The organism is Aeromonas sp. MaB10011B, from assembly GCF_017939325.1.
Classification (GTDB): domain Bacteria; phylum Pseudomonadota; class Gammaproteobacteria; order Enterobacterales; family Aeromonadaceae; genus Aeromonas; species Aeromonas caviae.
This window is the reverse complement of the sequence record NZ_JAGKRK010000042.1, coordinates 83,773-98,777: the sequence shown is the minus strand read 5'-3', so window position 1 is coordinate 98,777 and position 15,005 is coordinate 83,773. Positions and strand designations below refer to the sequence as shown.

Below are 15,005 nucleotides of genomic sequence, written 5' to 3'. Positions count from 1 at the left end.
CAGGAGCCTTTCATGTTGCCTCGTTGTCCCTCACTCGATGGACCCTTTGTCCGTCAATTCGATACCTTGTGCCTGCCGGGTCTTGAGACGCTGCCTCTTCATCGGGTCTGTTTTGATCCCGCCGCCTTCTCGCCGGAGTGCTTTGGGGCGCAGGGCATCATCCTGCCTGCTTCATTGCAGGGGGCTGCCCCCAGGCGCCTCGGGGAGTTTCTGGCAGGGCGTCTCGCAGCCCGTGAGGCCCTGCGACCCTTCGGTCTTGCAGGATGCAGCGTGGCCATCGGCGCTGCCCGGGAGCCACTCTGGCCTGAAGGGGTGGAGGGGAGCATCAGCCACAGCCGGCTGGCGGGAGAGGGGGTGGCCCTGTGTGCGGTGCGTCCGGGCCAGGAGGGAATCGGGCTGGATCTGGAGGCCTGGCTCGATGGCGACCAAGGGGCGCAGCTCTGGCCCGGCATCATGGATGGGGAGGAGTGGGGGCGGCTGGAGGCGGGGGTTCACGACGCCCAGCTGAGCCTGGCAGAGGGACTGACCCTGGTGTTTTCCGCCAAGGAAAGCCTCTTCAAGGGGCTCTATTCCCGGGTGGGGCGCTACTTTGACTTTCTCGATGCCCGCTGGCTCGCCATGACGGCGCAGACTCTCACCCTGGAGCTCAAATGCCCGCTGACACCGACCCTGCCAGCTGGCTGGCGCTGCACCCTGCACTGGCAAGCCCTGCCGGGGGGCGTGCTCACCGTCTTGCTGCTGTGAGCACGATGCCAGCGCCCGGATAACGCCAACGCAAAGCCCAGAGAAAGAAACCGCCATCAGGCGGGTTCTTTCTCTGGCACAGGGTATGGCTCAGGCCGACACGCCATGGTCGGCGCGCAGGCGAGGCACTTCGTCAGCGCGTCGGCGGGGCACGATGACAGGGGCCCCGTCGCCGGGGGCGTGCAGTATGTCCACATCGGTCTGGTAGAGGCGATCGATGAGGGGCTTGGTCACCACCTCCCGGGCTGGGCCCATGGCCTGGATGGCGCCATCCCCCAGGGCAATCAGCTCGTCGCAGTAGCGGGCGGCGGTGGCGAGATCGTGGATGACGATAAGCACCGTCTTGCCCTCGGCGGCGACCCGATGGATGGCCTCCATCACCTCGGTCTGGTGGCCGATGTCCAGCGCGCTGGTGGGCTCGTCCAGCAAGATGATGTCCGCATCCTGTGCCAGCACCATGGCGAGCCACACCCGCTGGGCCTGACCGCCGGACAGCGAACTGGCGCTCTGGTGCCAGATGGCATCGAGCTGCATCCGCTCCCGGGCCCAGTCCACCATGCGGGCATCTTCCTCGCTCCACTGATTGAACCAGCCCTGATGGGGATGGCGGCCATATTGCACCAGCTGCTCCACCAGGATACCGGGGGGGACCAGGGGACGTTGGGGCAGATAGGCGAGTTCCCGAGCCAGGGCTTTGGCGCCATAGGCACCGAGTGGCTTCTCCTTGAGCAGGATCTCCCCGGACCGGGGCTGCTCCTGTCCCGCAAGGAGCTTGAGCAGCGTGGATTTGCCGCCGCCGTTGGGGCCGACGATCCCCACCAGTTTGCCCCGGGGGAGGGAGAAGGATATCTCCTTGAAGATGGTCTTTTGCGGGTAGCCGAACTGGAGTCGGTTCACGGTGAGCGTCATCGGGCGGCCCTCGGTCTGTATTGAAAATGGATGAATGCCATGGTCAGTCGGCCTTCTGGCGATCTTTGAGCAGGATGAAGAGCAGCAGCAGGCCGCCGAGAATGCGGGTCATGATGCCGGTAGCCACTTCGTGGGGGCTGGCCAGCACCCGCACCAGGGTGTCACTGGCGAGCAGCATCAGGGCGCCGCACAGGGCGGCAATCCAGAGCGGCACGATGCGATCCCGGCTGAGCCAGGAGGCAAGGATGGGGGCCGCCATGGCAATGAAGACCACGGGGCCGCCGATGGCGGTGCCAAGGGCTGCGACGATGATGGCCTGGGCCAGCACCCCGAGCTGGACCCGGTTCACGTTGACCCCGAGGGTGCTGGCCGTCACCGGTCCCAGGCGCAGCACGCCGAGGGAGCGGGAGAGACAGACGGTCCAGGGACAGATGAGCAGGAGCAGCAGGCTCACCGGTAGCAGGGTGCCATAGCCCTGACCGACGAAGTTGCCCATGTTCCACAGATAGAGGCTGGTGAGGTGCACCAGGGACTGGGTGGACATGACGAACTGGCCGAGGGCGTTCATCAGCTCCGAGACCCCGATGCCGATCACCACGAACAGGTAGCCCTGCTCCCCCGGCTTGTTGCACAGGGCATAGAGCACGGCGGCGGCAAACAGGGCGCCGAAGGGGGCGGCCCACCAGGGCCAGGTGCCCAGCGTCAGATAGAGGGAGAAGATGATGATGGCCAGGGATGCCCCCTCGTTGACCCCGATCATGTCCGGGGTGGCGAGGCGGTTTCGCACCAGGGTCTGCACCAGGCAGCCCGAGAGTCCCATGGCGGCGCCGGCCACCAGCACCGCCAACAGGCGCGGCAGGCGGATTTTGAAGACGGTCACCTGATCGAGTCGGCTTCCCTCCCCGAGCAGGGTCTGGATCACCCCCATCATGGTGATCTTGCCGGAACCCAGGGTGAGGGCCAGCAGGGAGAGCAGGGTGAGGGCGACCAGGAGCCCCAGGGTGATGAGCCAGGCGCGGCGGTGCAGCAACAGGGTGCGGCTGCCAAGGCGAAGGCAGAGGGTGCCGCTCGGGAGTGAGAGAGAGTTCTTCATGGGCGTGGCACCTTATTTGACGGCCAGCAGGGAGCGGAAGCCGCCGCTGCGCACCACCAGGATGAGCACGGGCGCCCCGATGAGCGCCAGAATGACGCCGTTGGGCAGCTCGTAGGGCTGGATAAGCCAGCGGGCCAGCACATCGGCACCGAGCAGAAAGAGCACCCCGAACAGGGCAGAGAAGCGCACCTGGATGGCGAGGCGAACCGGCTCCACCAGGCGGGCGCAGTAGGCGGCGAGGAAGCCGACAAAGCCGATGGGACCGGCGATGGCGATGGCGCAGGCGGTGAAGAGCGTTACGGCCAAGAGCACGCCGATCCGCACCCGGGTGGGGCGGATGCCGAGGGCCCTGGACTGGTGATCCCCCATCTGCATCAGGGTGAGAGGGCGACAGAGCGCCAGGGTCAGCAGCAGGGCGGCCAGGGCGAAGGGGACCACGGTGAGTACCGCTTCCAGACTGGAGGCGGCAAGGGACCCTAAGTTCCAGAAGCGGAACTGCTCCAGCACCACCCGGTTGGAGAGCAGCAGGAAGTTGGAAAGACCGCCGAAGGTGGCGGAGAGGGCGACCCCTACCAGGATGAGCTTGAGGGGGTTGGAGCGCCCCACCATGAGGCCGAGGCCCAGCACGATGAGGTTGCCGAGCAGGGCCCCCATGCCGGACCAGAGCAGATACCCGTAGGCGGATTCGACGCCAAACCAGGTGAGGCCGATCACCAGAGCAAAGACGGCGCCGGCATTGACCCCGAGCAGGCCGGGTTCGGCCAGAGGGTTGCGGGTGGCACTTTGCAGCATGGAAGCCGCCAGGGAGAGTGACGCCCCCACCACCAGGGCTGCCAGGGTACGGGGCAGGCGCAGGGTATGGACTATCATGGCGAGCTTTTCATCGGCCACGAAGGCGGGATCGCCCATCAGGAAACCGGCGACCTCGCGGCCACCATAGACACCGGCCCCGGTGGCCAGTGACAGACAAATCAGCAGGAAGAGGAGCAGCACGCCGAGCCAGAACAGCCGAGCTTGGTATCTGAGCACTCAATGACTCCTTGAATTCGGGGAGGCAGAAACGCAAAAAGGGAGCCCCGCGACCGGGGCTCCCGCATACAGGATGGATTACAGCTTGTAATCGACCCCTGCGTAGACGGTGCGACCTTCCAGGATGAAGTCGGCGTCGGTCGCCACCTCGTCACGCTGGGTGTTGGTGAGGTTGGTGATGCCGAGCTTGAAGTCCAGGGCCGGCGTGACGGTCCACTTGGTGTTCACGTCCAGGGTCTGGTAGTGCTTGGAGGTGAATGCCTGGGCGTTGCGGGCCGGCACCTTGATCACCTGGCTGCCGACATACTGCCAGGCCAGGTTGGCGCTGACCACGTCGCTCGCCTTCCAGTCCAGGCCGATGTTGCCGGTGTGATCCGGGGTCTTGGCCAGATCGTCACCCGTGCTCTTGTCTTCGGAGTCCAGCAGGGTCAGGTTGCCGGTCAGCTGCACGTTGTCCAGCACGTCGAACCAGCCGGTCAGCTCCAGCCCCTTGATGCGGGCCTTCTTGACGTTGAGGTAGGTCATGACGGTCGGACGGTAGCCCGGGCCCCACTGATCGCTCTGGATCAGATCCTCGATCTCGTTGTGGAAGCCGGTCACCCCTGCGCCGAAGCGATCGGCGTTGTAGGCGGTGCCAAGCTCGTAGCTGACGGAGGTTTCCGGCTTCAGATCCGGGTTGCCTATCACCTTGCAGGCGCCGCGGCAGGCGGTGGTGGCGAACCCTTCGCTGGACTGGGCCAGGGTCGGGGCCTTGAACGCCTTGCCGGCGCCGCCCTTGATCACCCACTCGTCACTCAGGGAGTAGAGGGCGTAGGCACGGGGGCTGAACTCGTTGCCATAGGTCTCGTGGTGATCCAGACGGCCGGAGAGCGTCAGGGCCAGATCCCCAAAGCCGAACTCGTCTTGCAGGTAGAGAGCGCTCTGGCTCGCATCCACGCTGCCGTTCTGGATGCTGCGGCTGTGCTCCAGCTCGGTCTTGCGGAACTCTGCACCCGAGGTCAGCAGGTGATCCCCGAGGTAGCCGCTCAACTGGCCATCCACCGTGTTGTTGGTCTGGGTGATGTCGGCGGCGCCACCGTTGAGCTGGGAGTCATCCATCAGATCGGTCTGCTCGAAGTAGTAACGAGCGCGGCTGTCGAAGTGTTCCCAACGGCCGTTGTGGGTCAGCCCCAGGCTCAGGCGATCGAGTTTCTGCACGTTGTGGGGGGTAGCCGGTGCGGTCGGGGCACGGGGCACGTTGTTGAAGTAGCTGTCCATGTCGTTCTGGTTGTAACCCAGATCGAAGTCGATGTCCTGGTTGTCGGCCACCAGCCACTTCAGGCTGGAGAGCACGTTGACCACTTCCCGTTTCTCCAGGGCGTCGGCATCCGGGTTGTTGGACTGCTCGCTCTTCCAGCGATCCCGCTGATAGCCTTCCACCACCACGCTGCCCAGCAGCTTGTTGTCGATCAGGGCGCCGGAGACGAAGGCGCTACCCTGGTTGGCATCCCCGCCATCCCCCTTGGTGGGCATGGTGTGGGTGTAGCCGACGGCCGCTTCGGTGTTCTCCTTGGCCTGGCGCAGGATCACGTTGACCACGCCGCCGAGGGCATCGGCCCCGTACAGGGAGGAGACGGGACCGCGGATCACCTCGATGCGCTCGATGGCGGCCATGGGGATGGAGCTTAAGTCGAAGTCGTTGCCAAAGGAGCTGCCCAGGGTCTCGCGGGCGTTGACCCGCTTGCCGTTGACCAGCAGCAGGGTGTAGTCACCGCCCATGCCGCGGATCTTGATCTCGTTGCGACCCGTGGGGTTGGTGCCGATGATGTTGACACCGGGCACGTGCTTGAGGGCATCGCCGATGTTGTTGACGTTCATCTTGTCCAGATCGGCGCGGGTGACCACGGAGACGCTGGCCGGGGCGGTCAGCTCGGTGTGCTTGGTCTGGGTGGCGGTGACCACCACCGTCTCGTTGGCCTTGACGGACTCGGCCTGGGCCAGGCCCGGTACGGCCAGCAGACCAAGGGAGAGCAGAATGGGGTTCAGTTTAAAGAGGCCGTGCTGCAACTGCATTGTCAAAAACTCCATGGATATAACTGAGGTTATGGGGTCCGGATTCTTCTGATCCGGTGCTCACTGACTTCCTTGTCTGGCGGTGCCAGAGGCAGGATTATTGTTATCTCTTGTGCGCTTCAGGCTCCGGATGAGGAACCAGACTCCGGCGCAGGCCACCAGGGTGCACGCAATGTTGATCCAGGCCAGGGTGGAGAAACCTTGCAGAGCGCCCCCCTCGTCGGAGACCAGATATCTGGCGGAGAACAGGCTGCCTAGGCCCGCCGCCACATTGGTGACCGAGCCCTGGAAAGACATGAAGGCGGCGCGCTGATGGGGGGCCGGAATGGCCGCCGTGACTGCGAGGGTGGTGCTGGCACGGGCGGAGCTCAGGGCCATGAAGAGGGTGAACAGCAGATATAGAGGCAGGCCTGCCGGCAAGGCAAAGCCCACCAGGGTGATCAGGGCCAGGGCCAGGCTGGTGAGCAGGATGGCGCCCTGGGCGCGACCCTGATCGATCCAGCCGCCGCACAGGCGCATGGTGGCCATGCTGGCAAGGCCGCCGCACAGATAGAGGCTGGCGATCTGCTCGCGCGGGAAACCCAGGTTGAACTGGAAGTAGTTGGCAAAGTGCGGAATGAGCAGGAAGTGGCCGAACATCTGCAGGCAGAGGATGAAGAGTGCTCCCTGGCAGAGTGGTGACCCCAGCAACTGGCGCATCCCCTGGCCTGCCGGGGCCCGGTTGACCGGCAGGGACGGCAGCCAGATGGCACACAGCAGGGCCAGCAGCAGGCCGCCTGCACCAAACAAGAGGAAGGGGCTCTGCCAGCCAGACCACTGGGCCAGCACGAGGGCCGCGGGCACGATCAGAATGGCGGCCAGGGAAAACGCCATACCCACGTAGGCGAGACGGCGGCCCCGCTCGGCGGGCGGTACCAGATCCAGCACCGCCGCCATCAGGATGGCCCCCAGGGGGCCGGCCACGCAGCCGGACAGGATGAAAAGCAGCAGCAGTGTCTGGCTATCCTCGGCCAGGGCGCAAGCCATCAAGAGCAGGAAGCGCAGGACCAGCAGTACCAGCAGAGCGGGTTTGCGGTTGACCCGATCGAGCCAGGGGGCGGCCAGGAGGCCCAGCAGAGCGGCGCCCAGGGTGGCGCCGCCGCTGAAGTAACCTGTCTGCTCCGGCAGCATCCCCAGGCGGGTTACCAGTTCCGGGCCAAGGGGCATCACCATCATCATGCAGCCCATGGAGAGCATGTTGATGAGCAGCGCCAGGTGGATGGCGGCAGGGGTGGATGCGACGGATTCTGGCTTCATCAGAGGCTGACTCGAAAAAATGAGTCCGAATTGTATCCGAGGGTTTTTGTTGTGACAACAAATGATAACCATTTTTATTTGTATTGATTGGTATCTTAACGAGTCTTTATCAGGTGCCTCTGTATGGGGTTGCATACCAGGCCCGTTGCAATCGGGGCGCCATGGACCATGATGGCAGGAAGCGAGAGGGTGGCGGTGAACGCCGGGAGGAGAAGATGCGCGCTGGATCAGGGTATTGGGGGCTGGGGTGCTGCCTGTTGCTGGCATTGCCCCTGAGGGCCGAAGTGAAGGTCATACCGGTATTCGAGGCGGATGCCGCGGTGCAGACGCTCAAGGAGATCTACCCGGATCTCGGGGTGAGCGCCATGGGCAACCAGCTGGTACTGAGCGGAACCCCCGCCCAGTTGCAGGAGGCCGAGCGTACCCTGGCGCAAGTGAACCAGCCGCCCCAAAGCCTGCTCATCGAGTGGCGGGTGGATGGCGCCTCCAGCCGTCAGCAGGCCGGAGTGGGGCTGGGCCTGGATGCCAAACGGCAGTGGCTGCTGGAGGGGGATGCCCGGCACTATGAACGCAGCCAGAGTGACAACTGGCAGGTGCGTGGCCTCTCCGGACGGCCCGTGTTGTTGCAGATGGGGTCCTATCAGCCGGTCACCTTTTACCAGTGGCAGGGGGGAAGGGTGGTGGGCATGATGCCGCTGATGAACGGTCTCTACGCCACCGCGACCCTGATAGGGGACAGGGTGCAGGTGGCCCTCAGCAGTGAACAGGTAAGAGTGGAGCGAGGCAACATACACACCGGCCAGAGTGCCACCGAGGTGAGCGGCGCCCCGGGCCAGTGGCTGACGGTGGGGGAGCTTTCCACAACCCAAGGCAGCCGGGAGGCCGCGATCGCCAATCCATCAGGCATGGGCGGGGCCAGCGGCAGCGAACGCCAGACTCTGCAGATCCGGGTCACGCGCCAGTGAACCAGCCTGTCAGTGGGGCTGATCCAGAGCGTAATCCCGCAACTGGCGGCTTCTCAGCAGATACCAGAGCGCCCAGAGGCTGGCGATGAGCACCAGGGCGGTGGGCCAGTTGAACGACCACTGCTGCAGATTGAGGCTGTGCAGTTGCATCACCAGGCCGCTCGCGGTGGAGCAAAGCAGCAGAGCGCGGCTGTGGCGTCTGAGCCAGGCTCTGGCACTGTGGGTCTGGCGATGGGTGCCGCCGCAGGCGAGCAGCGCCAGCATGGCGGGCACGTCCGTCAGCAGGCTGATATAGAGGGTGAGCTTGTCCGGGTAGAAGAGGGTCAGGATGGCGCTGCCACTCTCCCGGGTGACCCCCGCCATCAGAAACAGCCAGACCGAGCGGGTCAGCAAGAGGGCGATGGGCCAGAACCAGAGCGGGGGGCGCAACTGGCCGTGATCGTCGTAACGGTGTTCGGGGTAGAGGGTCATAGTGGCCCGGTATCCATTCATGCAGTGCGAGTGATGAAGGGGATATGGGGCACAGGGCAGGTCATTGCAAGGCCGGCAACGGCCGGGAATTAATCGGGGGGCCATGCCCCCCAATCCGCAGTCTTTAGTTGCCGGGTTCCGGCGTCACAGCCAGCCTTTTCGCTTGAAGAAGAGACCGGTGCCCAGCGATGACATCACCATCAGCACCAGGGAGAGGGGATAGCCGTATTCCCAGGCGAGCTCCGGCATGCGACCGAAGTTCATGCCGTAGATGCTGGCGATGAGCGTCGGCGGCAGGAAGATCACCGCGGCTACCGAGAAGATCTTGATCACCTTGTTCTGCTCCAGATTGGTCACCCCCATAGAGGCCTCCAGCTGGAAGTTGATCTTGTCGAACAGGAACTGGGTATGGGGCAGCAGGGATTCCACGTCGTGCAGCATCTCGTCGATCCACTTGTTCTGCTCCCCCGTCATGCGCTGGCGCAGACTGCGTTTGAGGAAGCGCAGGGCGCGGCGGGTATCGTGCAGGGAGAGACGGATCTGGCCGTTGGCCTCTTCCTGGGCCATCAGCTCCTTGAGCATGGGGTTGATCTGGTCCGGCTCGAAGATCTGATCGGCGGTGTTCTCCAGGGTCTTGTAGCCATCCTCGATCAGGTCTGAGAGGTACTCCACCTTGAGGTTCTGCACCTCCAGCAGGATGTCGAGGGCGTCTTCGACCTCCAGCCTGTCCTGGCGCATGTAGTGGCGCAGCAGACGCACCAGGCCGATGTCATCCTCGCGGATGCTGATCAGCAGGTTGTTGCGCAGGGTAAAGGAGACGTGCACACCCTTGGTGTCGCGACCGATGCGCTGGGGAAACAGGGAGTGGATGTGCAGACCGTCGGTGTCCCAGTAGAAGCGGGCGGATGCCTCGATGTCATCGAGCTCCTCCTTGTCAGGCACCTCCTCCAGGAACAGGCCCGTCAACCATTCTCGCTCCGCTGTGTCCGGCTTGTAGGCATCCAGCCAGACGGTGTTGTCGGGAACGATGTCATCCGGCCCGAGCGTGACTATGTCCAGCACCTTGTTGTTGAGAATGTAGGCGGTGATCATCTGTCCCCCCTTAAGAAGTCATGGGTAATCAGGGATGGTTGCACAGGTTCATGCGGCCTTAGATCGCACGGAAAGCGATCCCATGAAATAGCATAACGAGGCCGATGGACAACCTGAATGCGGCGAACTATACAGGGGCGGGACCCGCTTGTCAGGGCCTATTCATCAGGGGTTCAGCCTGTTCGCTCAAAAAATCGGCGAGGTCGGATCAGCCGTGGCGACCCTGATGCGGGTGATCCCGGCGTCGCCTCCTTTGTTCGCCCTGGAGTGGGGGAGGGCCCGAGCTCACCGGCGGGAATGGCGGGTTTATGGTCGCCCTGCGACAGTCCCCGGCCAAGCGCAGGAAACGGTCTCCGTGCGGTGTTCCGGGGCTGCGTCTCCTTGTTATCTGCTCTGGTGTGCGTGGGCAAGCCTGTTACAGATTGGGGTAGTTGGGGCCCGAGCCACCCTGGGGCGGCGTCCAGACGATATTCTGGCTGGGATCCTTGATGTCGCAGGTTTTGCAGTGAATGCAGTTGGCGGCGTTGATCTGCAGCCTTGGCAGGGTATCCCCATCAAGGATCTCGAACACCCCCGCCGGGCAGTAGCGCTGGGCGGGTTCGGCCCAGGTGGGCAGGTTGACCTCGACCGGAATGCGCGCGTCCTGAAGGGTCAGGTGACAGGGTTGATCCTCGTCGTGGCTGGTGCTGGCCAGATAGACGGAAGAGAGCTTGTCGAAGCTGAGCTTGCCGTCGGGTTTGGGGTAGTCGATGGGCTGGCAACGGCTGGCCAGGCGCAGCTGGCGGTAATCCGGTTCCTTGTCCAGCAGAGTAAAAGGAGAGGTCAAGGCAAAGAGTCGCTGCTCCAGCCAGTTGAAAGCGCCGCCGAGCCAGGGGCCGAAGCGGTGCAGGGCGGCCCCGACGTTGCGGGCCCTCTTCAGTTCCCGGGTCAGCCAGCTTTGCAGCAGCGCGTCCTGAAACTCGGCCAGATCCCGTCCCCCTTCATCCCCTCCTCGCAGTGCCATGGCGACCGTCGCGGCCGCCACCATGCCGGACTTCATGGCGGTGTGGATCCCCTTGATGCGGGAGAAGTCGAGGGTGCCCGCGTCACAACCGATGAGCAGACCGCCGGGAAAGTGCATGCGCGGCAATGAGTGCCAGCCCCCCTTGGTGATGGCCCGCGCGCCGTAGCTGATGCGCTCACCCCCCTGCAACGTTGCCGCGATGAGGGGGTGGTGCTTGAGACGCTGGAATTCGTCAAAGGGGCTGAGCCAGGGATTCTGGTAGTTGAGATCGACGATAAGGCCGACCGCCACCTGATCCTGGGCCAGATGATAGAGATAGAAGCCCCCCTGACTCTTGTTGCCCTTTCCCTCACCAAGGGGCCAGCCGCTGCCATGGAGCACCCGCCCAGGATGGGATTGCCCCACAGGCACCTGCCACACCTCCTTGAAGCCGATGGCGTAATGCTGCGGCTGGGCGCTATTTTCCAGATGGAATCGGGCGATCAGCTGTTTGCCGAGGTGGCCGCGCGCCCCTTCGGCAAACAGGGTATAGCGGCCATACAGGGCCATGCCGGGCACGTGATCCGGCTTGGGGTTGCCCTCCTTGTCGAGGCCAAGATCGCCGGTCACCACCCCGCGTACCCGGCCCTCCTCCACGATGAGGGTGCTCGCCGCAAAGCCCGGGTAGATCTCGACACCGAGGGCCTCGGCCTGCTTGCCGAGCCAGCGGCAGAGGGTGCCGAGGCTGATGATGTGGCTGCCGTCGTTGTGCATGCGGGGTGGCACCGCCCAGTGGGGCAGCTGCAGGGAGCGGCTGTCGCTTTGCAGCAGATGGACCTGATCATCCGTCACCGGCACGCCGAGGGGGGCCTCCTGCCAGCTCTCTGGCAGCAGCTCCCTGAGGGCGACGGGATCGAGCAGGGCGCCGGAGATCAGGTGGGCGCCGATCTCGGCCCCCTTCTCCAGCAGGCAGACCGAGAGGGCCGGGGCCTGCTGCTTCAATGCGATGGCGGCGCTCAGGCCTGCCGGGCCGCCACCGACGATGACGACATCAAATTCCATTGCTTCGCGTTCCATCTTGCCTCTGTGCTCGACTTGGCCTAGGGTAGTGTTGGTAGTTTACGTAAACGTAAACCACTTTGTCAGCAGAAAAGTGAGTGACGACAAGGTGGATCCACACAACAGGTATGAGGGATGACCGCCATGAAGCTGCTGGTCGCAGTCAAACGGGTCGTTGATTACAACGTCAGGATCCGGGTCAAGGGGGATGGCTCCGATGTGGAGCTCGCCAATGTGAAGATGGGCATCAACCCGTTTTGTGAAATCGCGGTGGAGGAGGGGGTCAGGCTGCGGGAAGCCGGCGTGGCATCCGAGCTGGTGGTGGTGACCTTCGGCCCCGAGGCGGCGGCCGAGCAGTTGCGCCATGCCCTGGCGCTGGGGGCGGATCGGGCGCTGCACTATGTTACCGACGAGACCCTGACTCCGCTCACCGTGGCCCGGGCCCTGCAAACGGTGTGCGGGCAGGAGCAGCCCGATCTGGTGCTGCTCGGCAAACAGTCCATCGATTCCGACAACAACCAGGTGGGGCAGATGCTCGCCGCCCTCAATGACTGGCCGCTTGCCACCTTCGCCTCCGCCATCAGGCTGGTGGAGGGGGAATTGCAGGTGACCCGCGAGATAGACGGTGGCCTCGAGACCCTCGGCATGGCGCTGCCCGCCGTGGTGACCGTGGACTTGCGCCTCAACGAGCCGCGCTTCGCCTCCCTCCCCAACATCATGAAGGCCAAGCGCAAGCCGCTGGAGAGCCAGCCGTTCGCCGCCCTCGGGGTGGTGCCGGCCGACCAGACACGGCAGCTCGGGGTGATGGCGCCGCCGGTGCGCAGCGCCGGCATCAGGGTGGGCTCGGTGGACGAGCTGCTGGACAAGCTCAAGCACGAAGCCCAGGTGCTCTGATGGGCAGGGGCATGAGAGGGATGCCTCCCGCAGGCGTGAGCGCCATGCATGGGGCTGCGGCCCCGGGGAGCAAGGGATCAATGGATGACATGAAGGTGCTGCCATGAGCGTACTTGTGATTGCGGAACATCATCAGGGGCGGATCGCCGACAACCTGGCCCAGCTGGTCACGGCGGCGGGGCGCCTGGGGGGCGAGGTGCACCTCTTGCTGCTGGGGCAGGGGCTGACGGAGGCGGGGAAGCAGGCCGCCGCCCTCACGGGGGTAAACCGGGTGCTGCTGGCAGAACATCCCATGCTGGCGGAGGGGCTCAACGACGGGGTCGACAGACTGCTCGCCGAGGTGGCCAGGGACTACCAGCACTGCCTGATGGCGGCCAGCAGCCAGGGCAAGGATCTGCTGCCGCGAGTGGCGGCCAGGCTCGGGGTGGAGATGATCGCCGAGGTGACCGGCATCGAGGGGCCCGACACTTTCCTGCGTCCCATCTATGCGGGCAACGCCATCGCCCGGGTGGCGAGCAGCGCCCCCGTCAAGGTGCTCACCGTGCGGCCTACCGCGTTCGCCAAGGCCGGGTCCGGGGAGGAGCGTGCCGTGATGGAATCGCTGCCGGTGGCCGAGGTGCGCTGCCGTACCCGGCTCATCGAGCGGCGTGCGGTGCGCTCCGCCAGACCCGAGCTCGGGGCGGCCCGGGTGGTGGTCTCCGGCGGGCGGGCACTCGGCTCGAAAGAGCACTTTGCCCTCATCGACGCCCTGGCGGACAAGCTGGGGGCTGCCGTCGGGGCATCGCGGGCCGCCGTGGATGCGGGTTATGTCTCCAACGACCTGCAGGTGGGGCAGACCGGCAAGGTGGTGGCCCCCGAGCTCTACATCGCGGTGGGCATCTCGGGGGCCATCCAGCATCTGGCGGGGATGAAGGAGTCCAAGGTGATCGTCGCCATCAACAAGGACGCGGAGGCCCCCATCTTCCAGGTGGCGGACTACGGTCTGGTGGGGGATCTCTTCACCCTGCTGCCGGAGCTCACCGCCAAGCTGTAAATTTGCCACAAAGGGGCGAACAAAGCCGTCCGTGCTGTCTCGCCCCCGTTTCCATGCATATTCTCTGCAAGCCCTGGCCCGTTCAGGGCTTTTGTCTGATGGGTGCCCGGTGGCGCCGGGGCAAAAGGTTGCGCTGGATCCCAAAAAGCCTTTGCCCCCACGGGGGGCTGTCGTGTAAAAACGTTCGAGTCACCGATCACACACATCCATTCACGGAAAGCGTCATGAGCAAACAGATTTACAACTTCTGCGCCGGCCCTGCCATGTTGCCGGTTGAAGTCATGGAGCGCGCCCAGCGCGAATTTTGTAATTTCCAGGGGCTGGGAGCCTCGGTCATGGAGCTTTCCCATCGCGGCAAGCCCTATATGGCGGTCGCCGAGAAGGCCGAAGCGGACCTGCGCGACCTGCTGGCGGTGCCGGACAACTACAAGGTGCTCTTCATGCACGGCGGTGGCCGCGGCCAGTTCTCCGCCGTGCCCATGAACCTGCTGGGTGGCGCCAACAAGAAGGCGGATTACCTGGTGACCGGCGTCTGGGCCCAGAGCGCCGTGGATGAAGCCCAGAAATACGGTGACATCCAGACCTTCCAGGGGGTGGCCAAGAACGAGCAGGGGGTCTCCCACCTGCTGCCGACGCCGGCGTTTCGCGCCGATGCCGCCTATGTGCACTACTGCCCGAACGAAACCATCGATGGCATCGAGATGTTCGACATCCCGGCCACCGGCGATGTGCCCCTGGTGGCGGATCTCTCCTCCACCATCCTCTCCCGTCCCCTCGACGTGAGCCGCTTCGGCATCCTCTACGCCGGTGCCCAGAAGAACATAGGCCCCTCTGGTCTGGCCATCGCCATCGTGCGCGATGACCTGCTGAACCAGGCCCGCGCCGATGTGCCGTCCATCTTCGACTACCAGCTCACCGCCAAGAACGACTCCATGTTCAACACGCCCCCCACCTACGCCTGGTACCTGGCCGGTCTGGTGTTCGAGTGGCTCAAGGAGCAGGGTGGCCTGGCGGCGATGGAAGCACGCAACAAGGAGAAGGCCGACTTCCTCTACGGCTACCTCGATCAGTCGAGCTTCTATGGCAACAAGGTGGATGTGGCCTGCCGCTCCCGCATGAACGTGCCCTTCCAGCTGAAGAACGAGGCCCTGGACAAGCTGTTCCTGGCGGAGTCGGAAGCGGCCGGTCTGCTGGCCCTCAAGGGACACCGCATCGTCGGTGGCATGCGCGCCAGCCTCTACAACGCCATGCCCCTGGAAGGGGTCAAGGCCCTGGTCAGCTTTATGGATGACTTTGCCAAACGCCACGGTTGAGGCGTGCCTCCCCATTGCCAGACGCCGGGGACTCCCCGGCGTCTGTTTTTCAGACCCATCCTGACCCAGGCTG

At 64.6% G+C, this 15,005-nt stretch carries 13 protein-coding genes; 5 read left to right on the top strand and 8 right to left on the bottom strand.

Translation table 11 applies throughout. From position 1 onward, the window contains the following. Nucleotides 1-12: 12 nt before the first annotated feature. The gene (locus J9893_RS12600) at nt 13-744 is read left to right on the top strand and encodes a 4'-phosphopantetheinyl transferase superfamily protein (RefSeq protein ID WP_029314400.1); all 732 of its coding nucleotides are present in this window, start codon (nt 13-15) and stop codon (nt 742-744) included. Between the two features lie 90 nt (nt 745-834). On the opposite strand, the gene J9893_RS12595 is transcribed toward J9893_RS12600, so the two are convergent. The 5 genes from J9893_RS12595 to J9893_RS12575 all read right to left on the bottom strand — a co-directional run bounded on the left by J9893_RS12595 (nt 835) and on the right by J9893_RS12575 (nt 7,123). Beyond that, complete coding sequence (locus tag J9893_RS12595; RefSeq protein WP_010674442.1) at nt 835-1,653, bottom strand: amonabactin ABC transporter ATP-binding protein; 819 nt, start codon at nt 1,651-1,653, stop codon at nt 835-837. Nucleotides 1,654-1,696: 43 nt separating this feature from the next. Continuing rightward, nucleotides 1,697-2,746, bottom strand: coding sequence for an amonabactin ABC transporter permease subunit 1 (locus J9893_RS12590; RefSeq protein WP_010674443.1), 1,050 nt, complete (start codon nt 2,744-2,746; stop codon nt 1,697-1,699). A gap of 12 nt (nt 2,747-2,758) precedes the next feature. After that, the gene (locus J9893_RS12585; protein ID WP_202211848.1) at nt 2,759-3,775 is read right to left on the bottom strand and encodes an amonabactin ABC transporter permease subunit 2; all 1,017 of its coding nucleotides are present in this window, start codon (nt 3,773-3,775) and stop codon (nt 2,759-2,761) included. A 78-nt stretch (nt 3,776-3,853) separates the two neighbouring features. Then, nucleotides 3,854-5,827 carry a siderophore amonabactin TonB-dependent receptor gene (locus J9893_RS12580; RefSeq protein WP_010674445.1) on the bottom strand — a complete coding sequence of 658 codons (1,974 nt, stop codon included), beginning with the start codon at nt 5,825-5,827 and terminating at the stop codon, nt 3,854-3,856. A 60-nt stretch (nt 5,828-5,887) separates the two neighbouring features. Beyond that, nucleotides 5,888-7,123, bottom strand: coding sequence for an MFS transporter (locus tag J9893_RS12575; protein ID WP_010674446.1), 1,236 nt, complete (start codon nt 7,121-7,123; stop codon nt 5,888-5,890). Between the two features lie 215 nt (nt 7,124-7,338). Here J9893_RS12575 and J9893_RS12570 point away from each other — a divergent pair, with 215 nt between their 5' ends. After that, nucleotides 7,339-8,088, top strand: a complete 750-nt coding sequence (locus J9893_RS12570) for a hypothetical protein (RefSeq protein WP_069784851.1) — start codon at nt 7,339-7,341, stop codon at nt 8,086-8,088. 9 nt (nt 8,089-8,097) lie between these two features. Here the strand turns inward: J9893_RS12570 and J9893_RS12565 are convergent, their stop codons facing one another. From J9893_RS12565 to J9893_RS12555, 3 genes are all read right to left on the bottom strand, one after another. Next, nucleotides 8,098-8,559, bottom strand: coding sequence for a DUF2919 domain-containing protein (locus J9893_RS12565; protein WP_043155869.1), 462 nt, complete (start codon nt 8,557-8,559; stop codon nt 8,098-8,100). Nucleotides 8,560-8,703: 144 nt separating this feature from the next. After that, a complete protein-coding gene (gene corA, locus J9893_RS12560; RefSeq protein ID WP_005301617.1) occupies nt 8,704-9,651 on the bottom strand; it encodes a magnesium/cobalt transporter CorA in 948 nt (315 codons plus the stop codon). A 415-nt stretch (nt 9,652-10,066) separates the two neighbouring features. Further along, nucleotides 10,067-11,710, bottom strand: a complete 1,644-nt coding sequence (locus J9893_RS12555) for an electron transfer flavoprotein-ubiquinone oxidoreductase (RefSeq protein WP_182976549.1) — start codon at nt 11,708-11,710, stop codon at nt 10,067-10,069. Nucleotides 11,711-11,836: 126 nt separating this feature from the next. Here J9893_RS12555 and J9893_RS12550 point away from each other — a divergent pair, with 126 nt between their 5' ends. The 3 genes from J9893_RS12550 to serC all read left to right on the top strand — a co-directional run bounded on the left by J9893_RS12550 (nt 11,837) and on the right by serC (nt 14,932). Then, nucleotides 11,837-12,586, top strand: coding sequence for an electron transfer flavoprotein subunit beta/FixA family protein (locus tag J9893_RS12550; protein ID WP_160836922.1), 750 nt, complete (start codon nt 11,837-11,839; stop codon nt 12,584-12,586). A gap of 103 nt (nt 12,587-12,689) precedes the next feature. Then, nucleotides 12,690-13,619, top strand: coding sequence for an FAD-binding protein (locus J9893_RS12545; RefSeq protein WP_119197721.1), 930 nt, complete (start codon nt 12,690-12,692; stop codon nt 13,617-13,619). A gap of 224 nt (nt 13,620-13,843) precedes the next feature. Continuing rightward, nucleotides 13,844-14,932, top strand: a complete 1,089-nt coding sequence (serC, locus tag J9893_RS12540; RefSeq protein ID WP_010674452.1) for a 3-phosphoserine/phosphohydroxythreonine transaminase — start codon at nt 13,844-13,846, stop codon at nt 14,930-14,932. Nucleotides 14,933-15,005 lie beyond the last annotated feature (73 nt).

Coding starts and splice junctions, on each gene's coding strand:
- corA (WP_005301617.1), bottom strand. CDS start 9,651: ATGATCACCGCCTACATTCTCAACAACAAGGTGCTGGACATAGTCACG.
- J9893_RS12545 (WP_119197721.1), top strand. CDS start 12,690: ATGAGCGTACTTGTGATTGCGGAACATCATCAGGGGCGGATCGCCGAC.
- J9893_RS12600 (WP_029314400.1), top strand. CDS start 13: ATGTTGCCTCGTTGTCCCTCACTCGATGGACCCTTTGTCCGTCAATTC.
- J9893_RS12580 (WP_010674445.1), bottom strand. CDS start 5,827: ATGCAGTTGCAGCACGGCCTCTTTAAACTGAACCCCATTCTGCTCTCC.
- J9893_RS12570 (WP_069784851.1), top strand. CDS start 7,339: ATGCGCGCTGGATCAGGGTATTGGGGGCTGGGGTGCTGCCTGTTGCTG.
- J9893_RS12595 (WP_010674442.1), bottom strand. CDS start 1,653: ATGACGCTCACCGTGAACCGACTCCAGTTCGGCTACCCGCAAAAGACC.
- J9893_RS12590 (WP_010674443.1), bottom strand. CDS start 2,746: ATGAAGAACTCTCTCTCACTCCCGAGCGGCACCCTCTGCCTTCGCCTT.
- J9893_RS12550 (WP_160836922.1), top strand. CDS start 11,837: ATGAAGCTGCTGGTCGCAGTCAAACGGGTCGTTGATTACAACGTCAGG.
- J9893_RS12555 (WP_182976549.1), bottom strand. CDS start 11,710: ATGGAACGCGAAGCAATGGAATTTGATGTCGTCATCGTCGGTGGCGGC.
- J9893_RS12575 (WP_010674446.1), bottom strand. CDS start 7,123: ATGAAGCCAGAATCCGTCGCATCCACCCCTGCCGCCATCCACCTGGCG.
- serC (WP_010674452.1), top strand. CDS start 13,844: ATGAGCAAACAGATTTACAACTTCTGCGCCGGCCCTGCCATGTTGCCG.
- J9893_RS12565 (WP_043155869.1), bottom strand. CDS start 8,559: ATGACCCTCTACCCCGAACACCGTTACGACGATCACGGCCAGTTGCGC.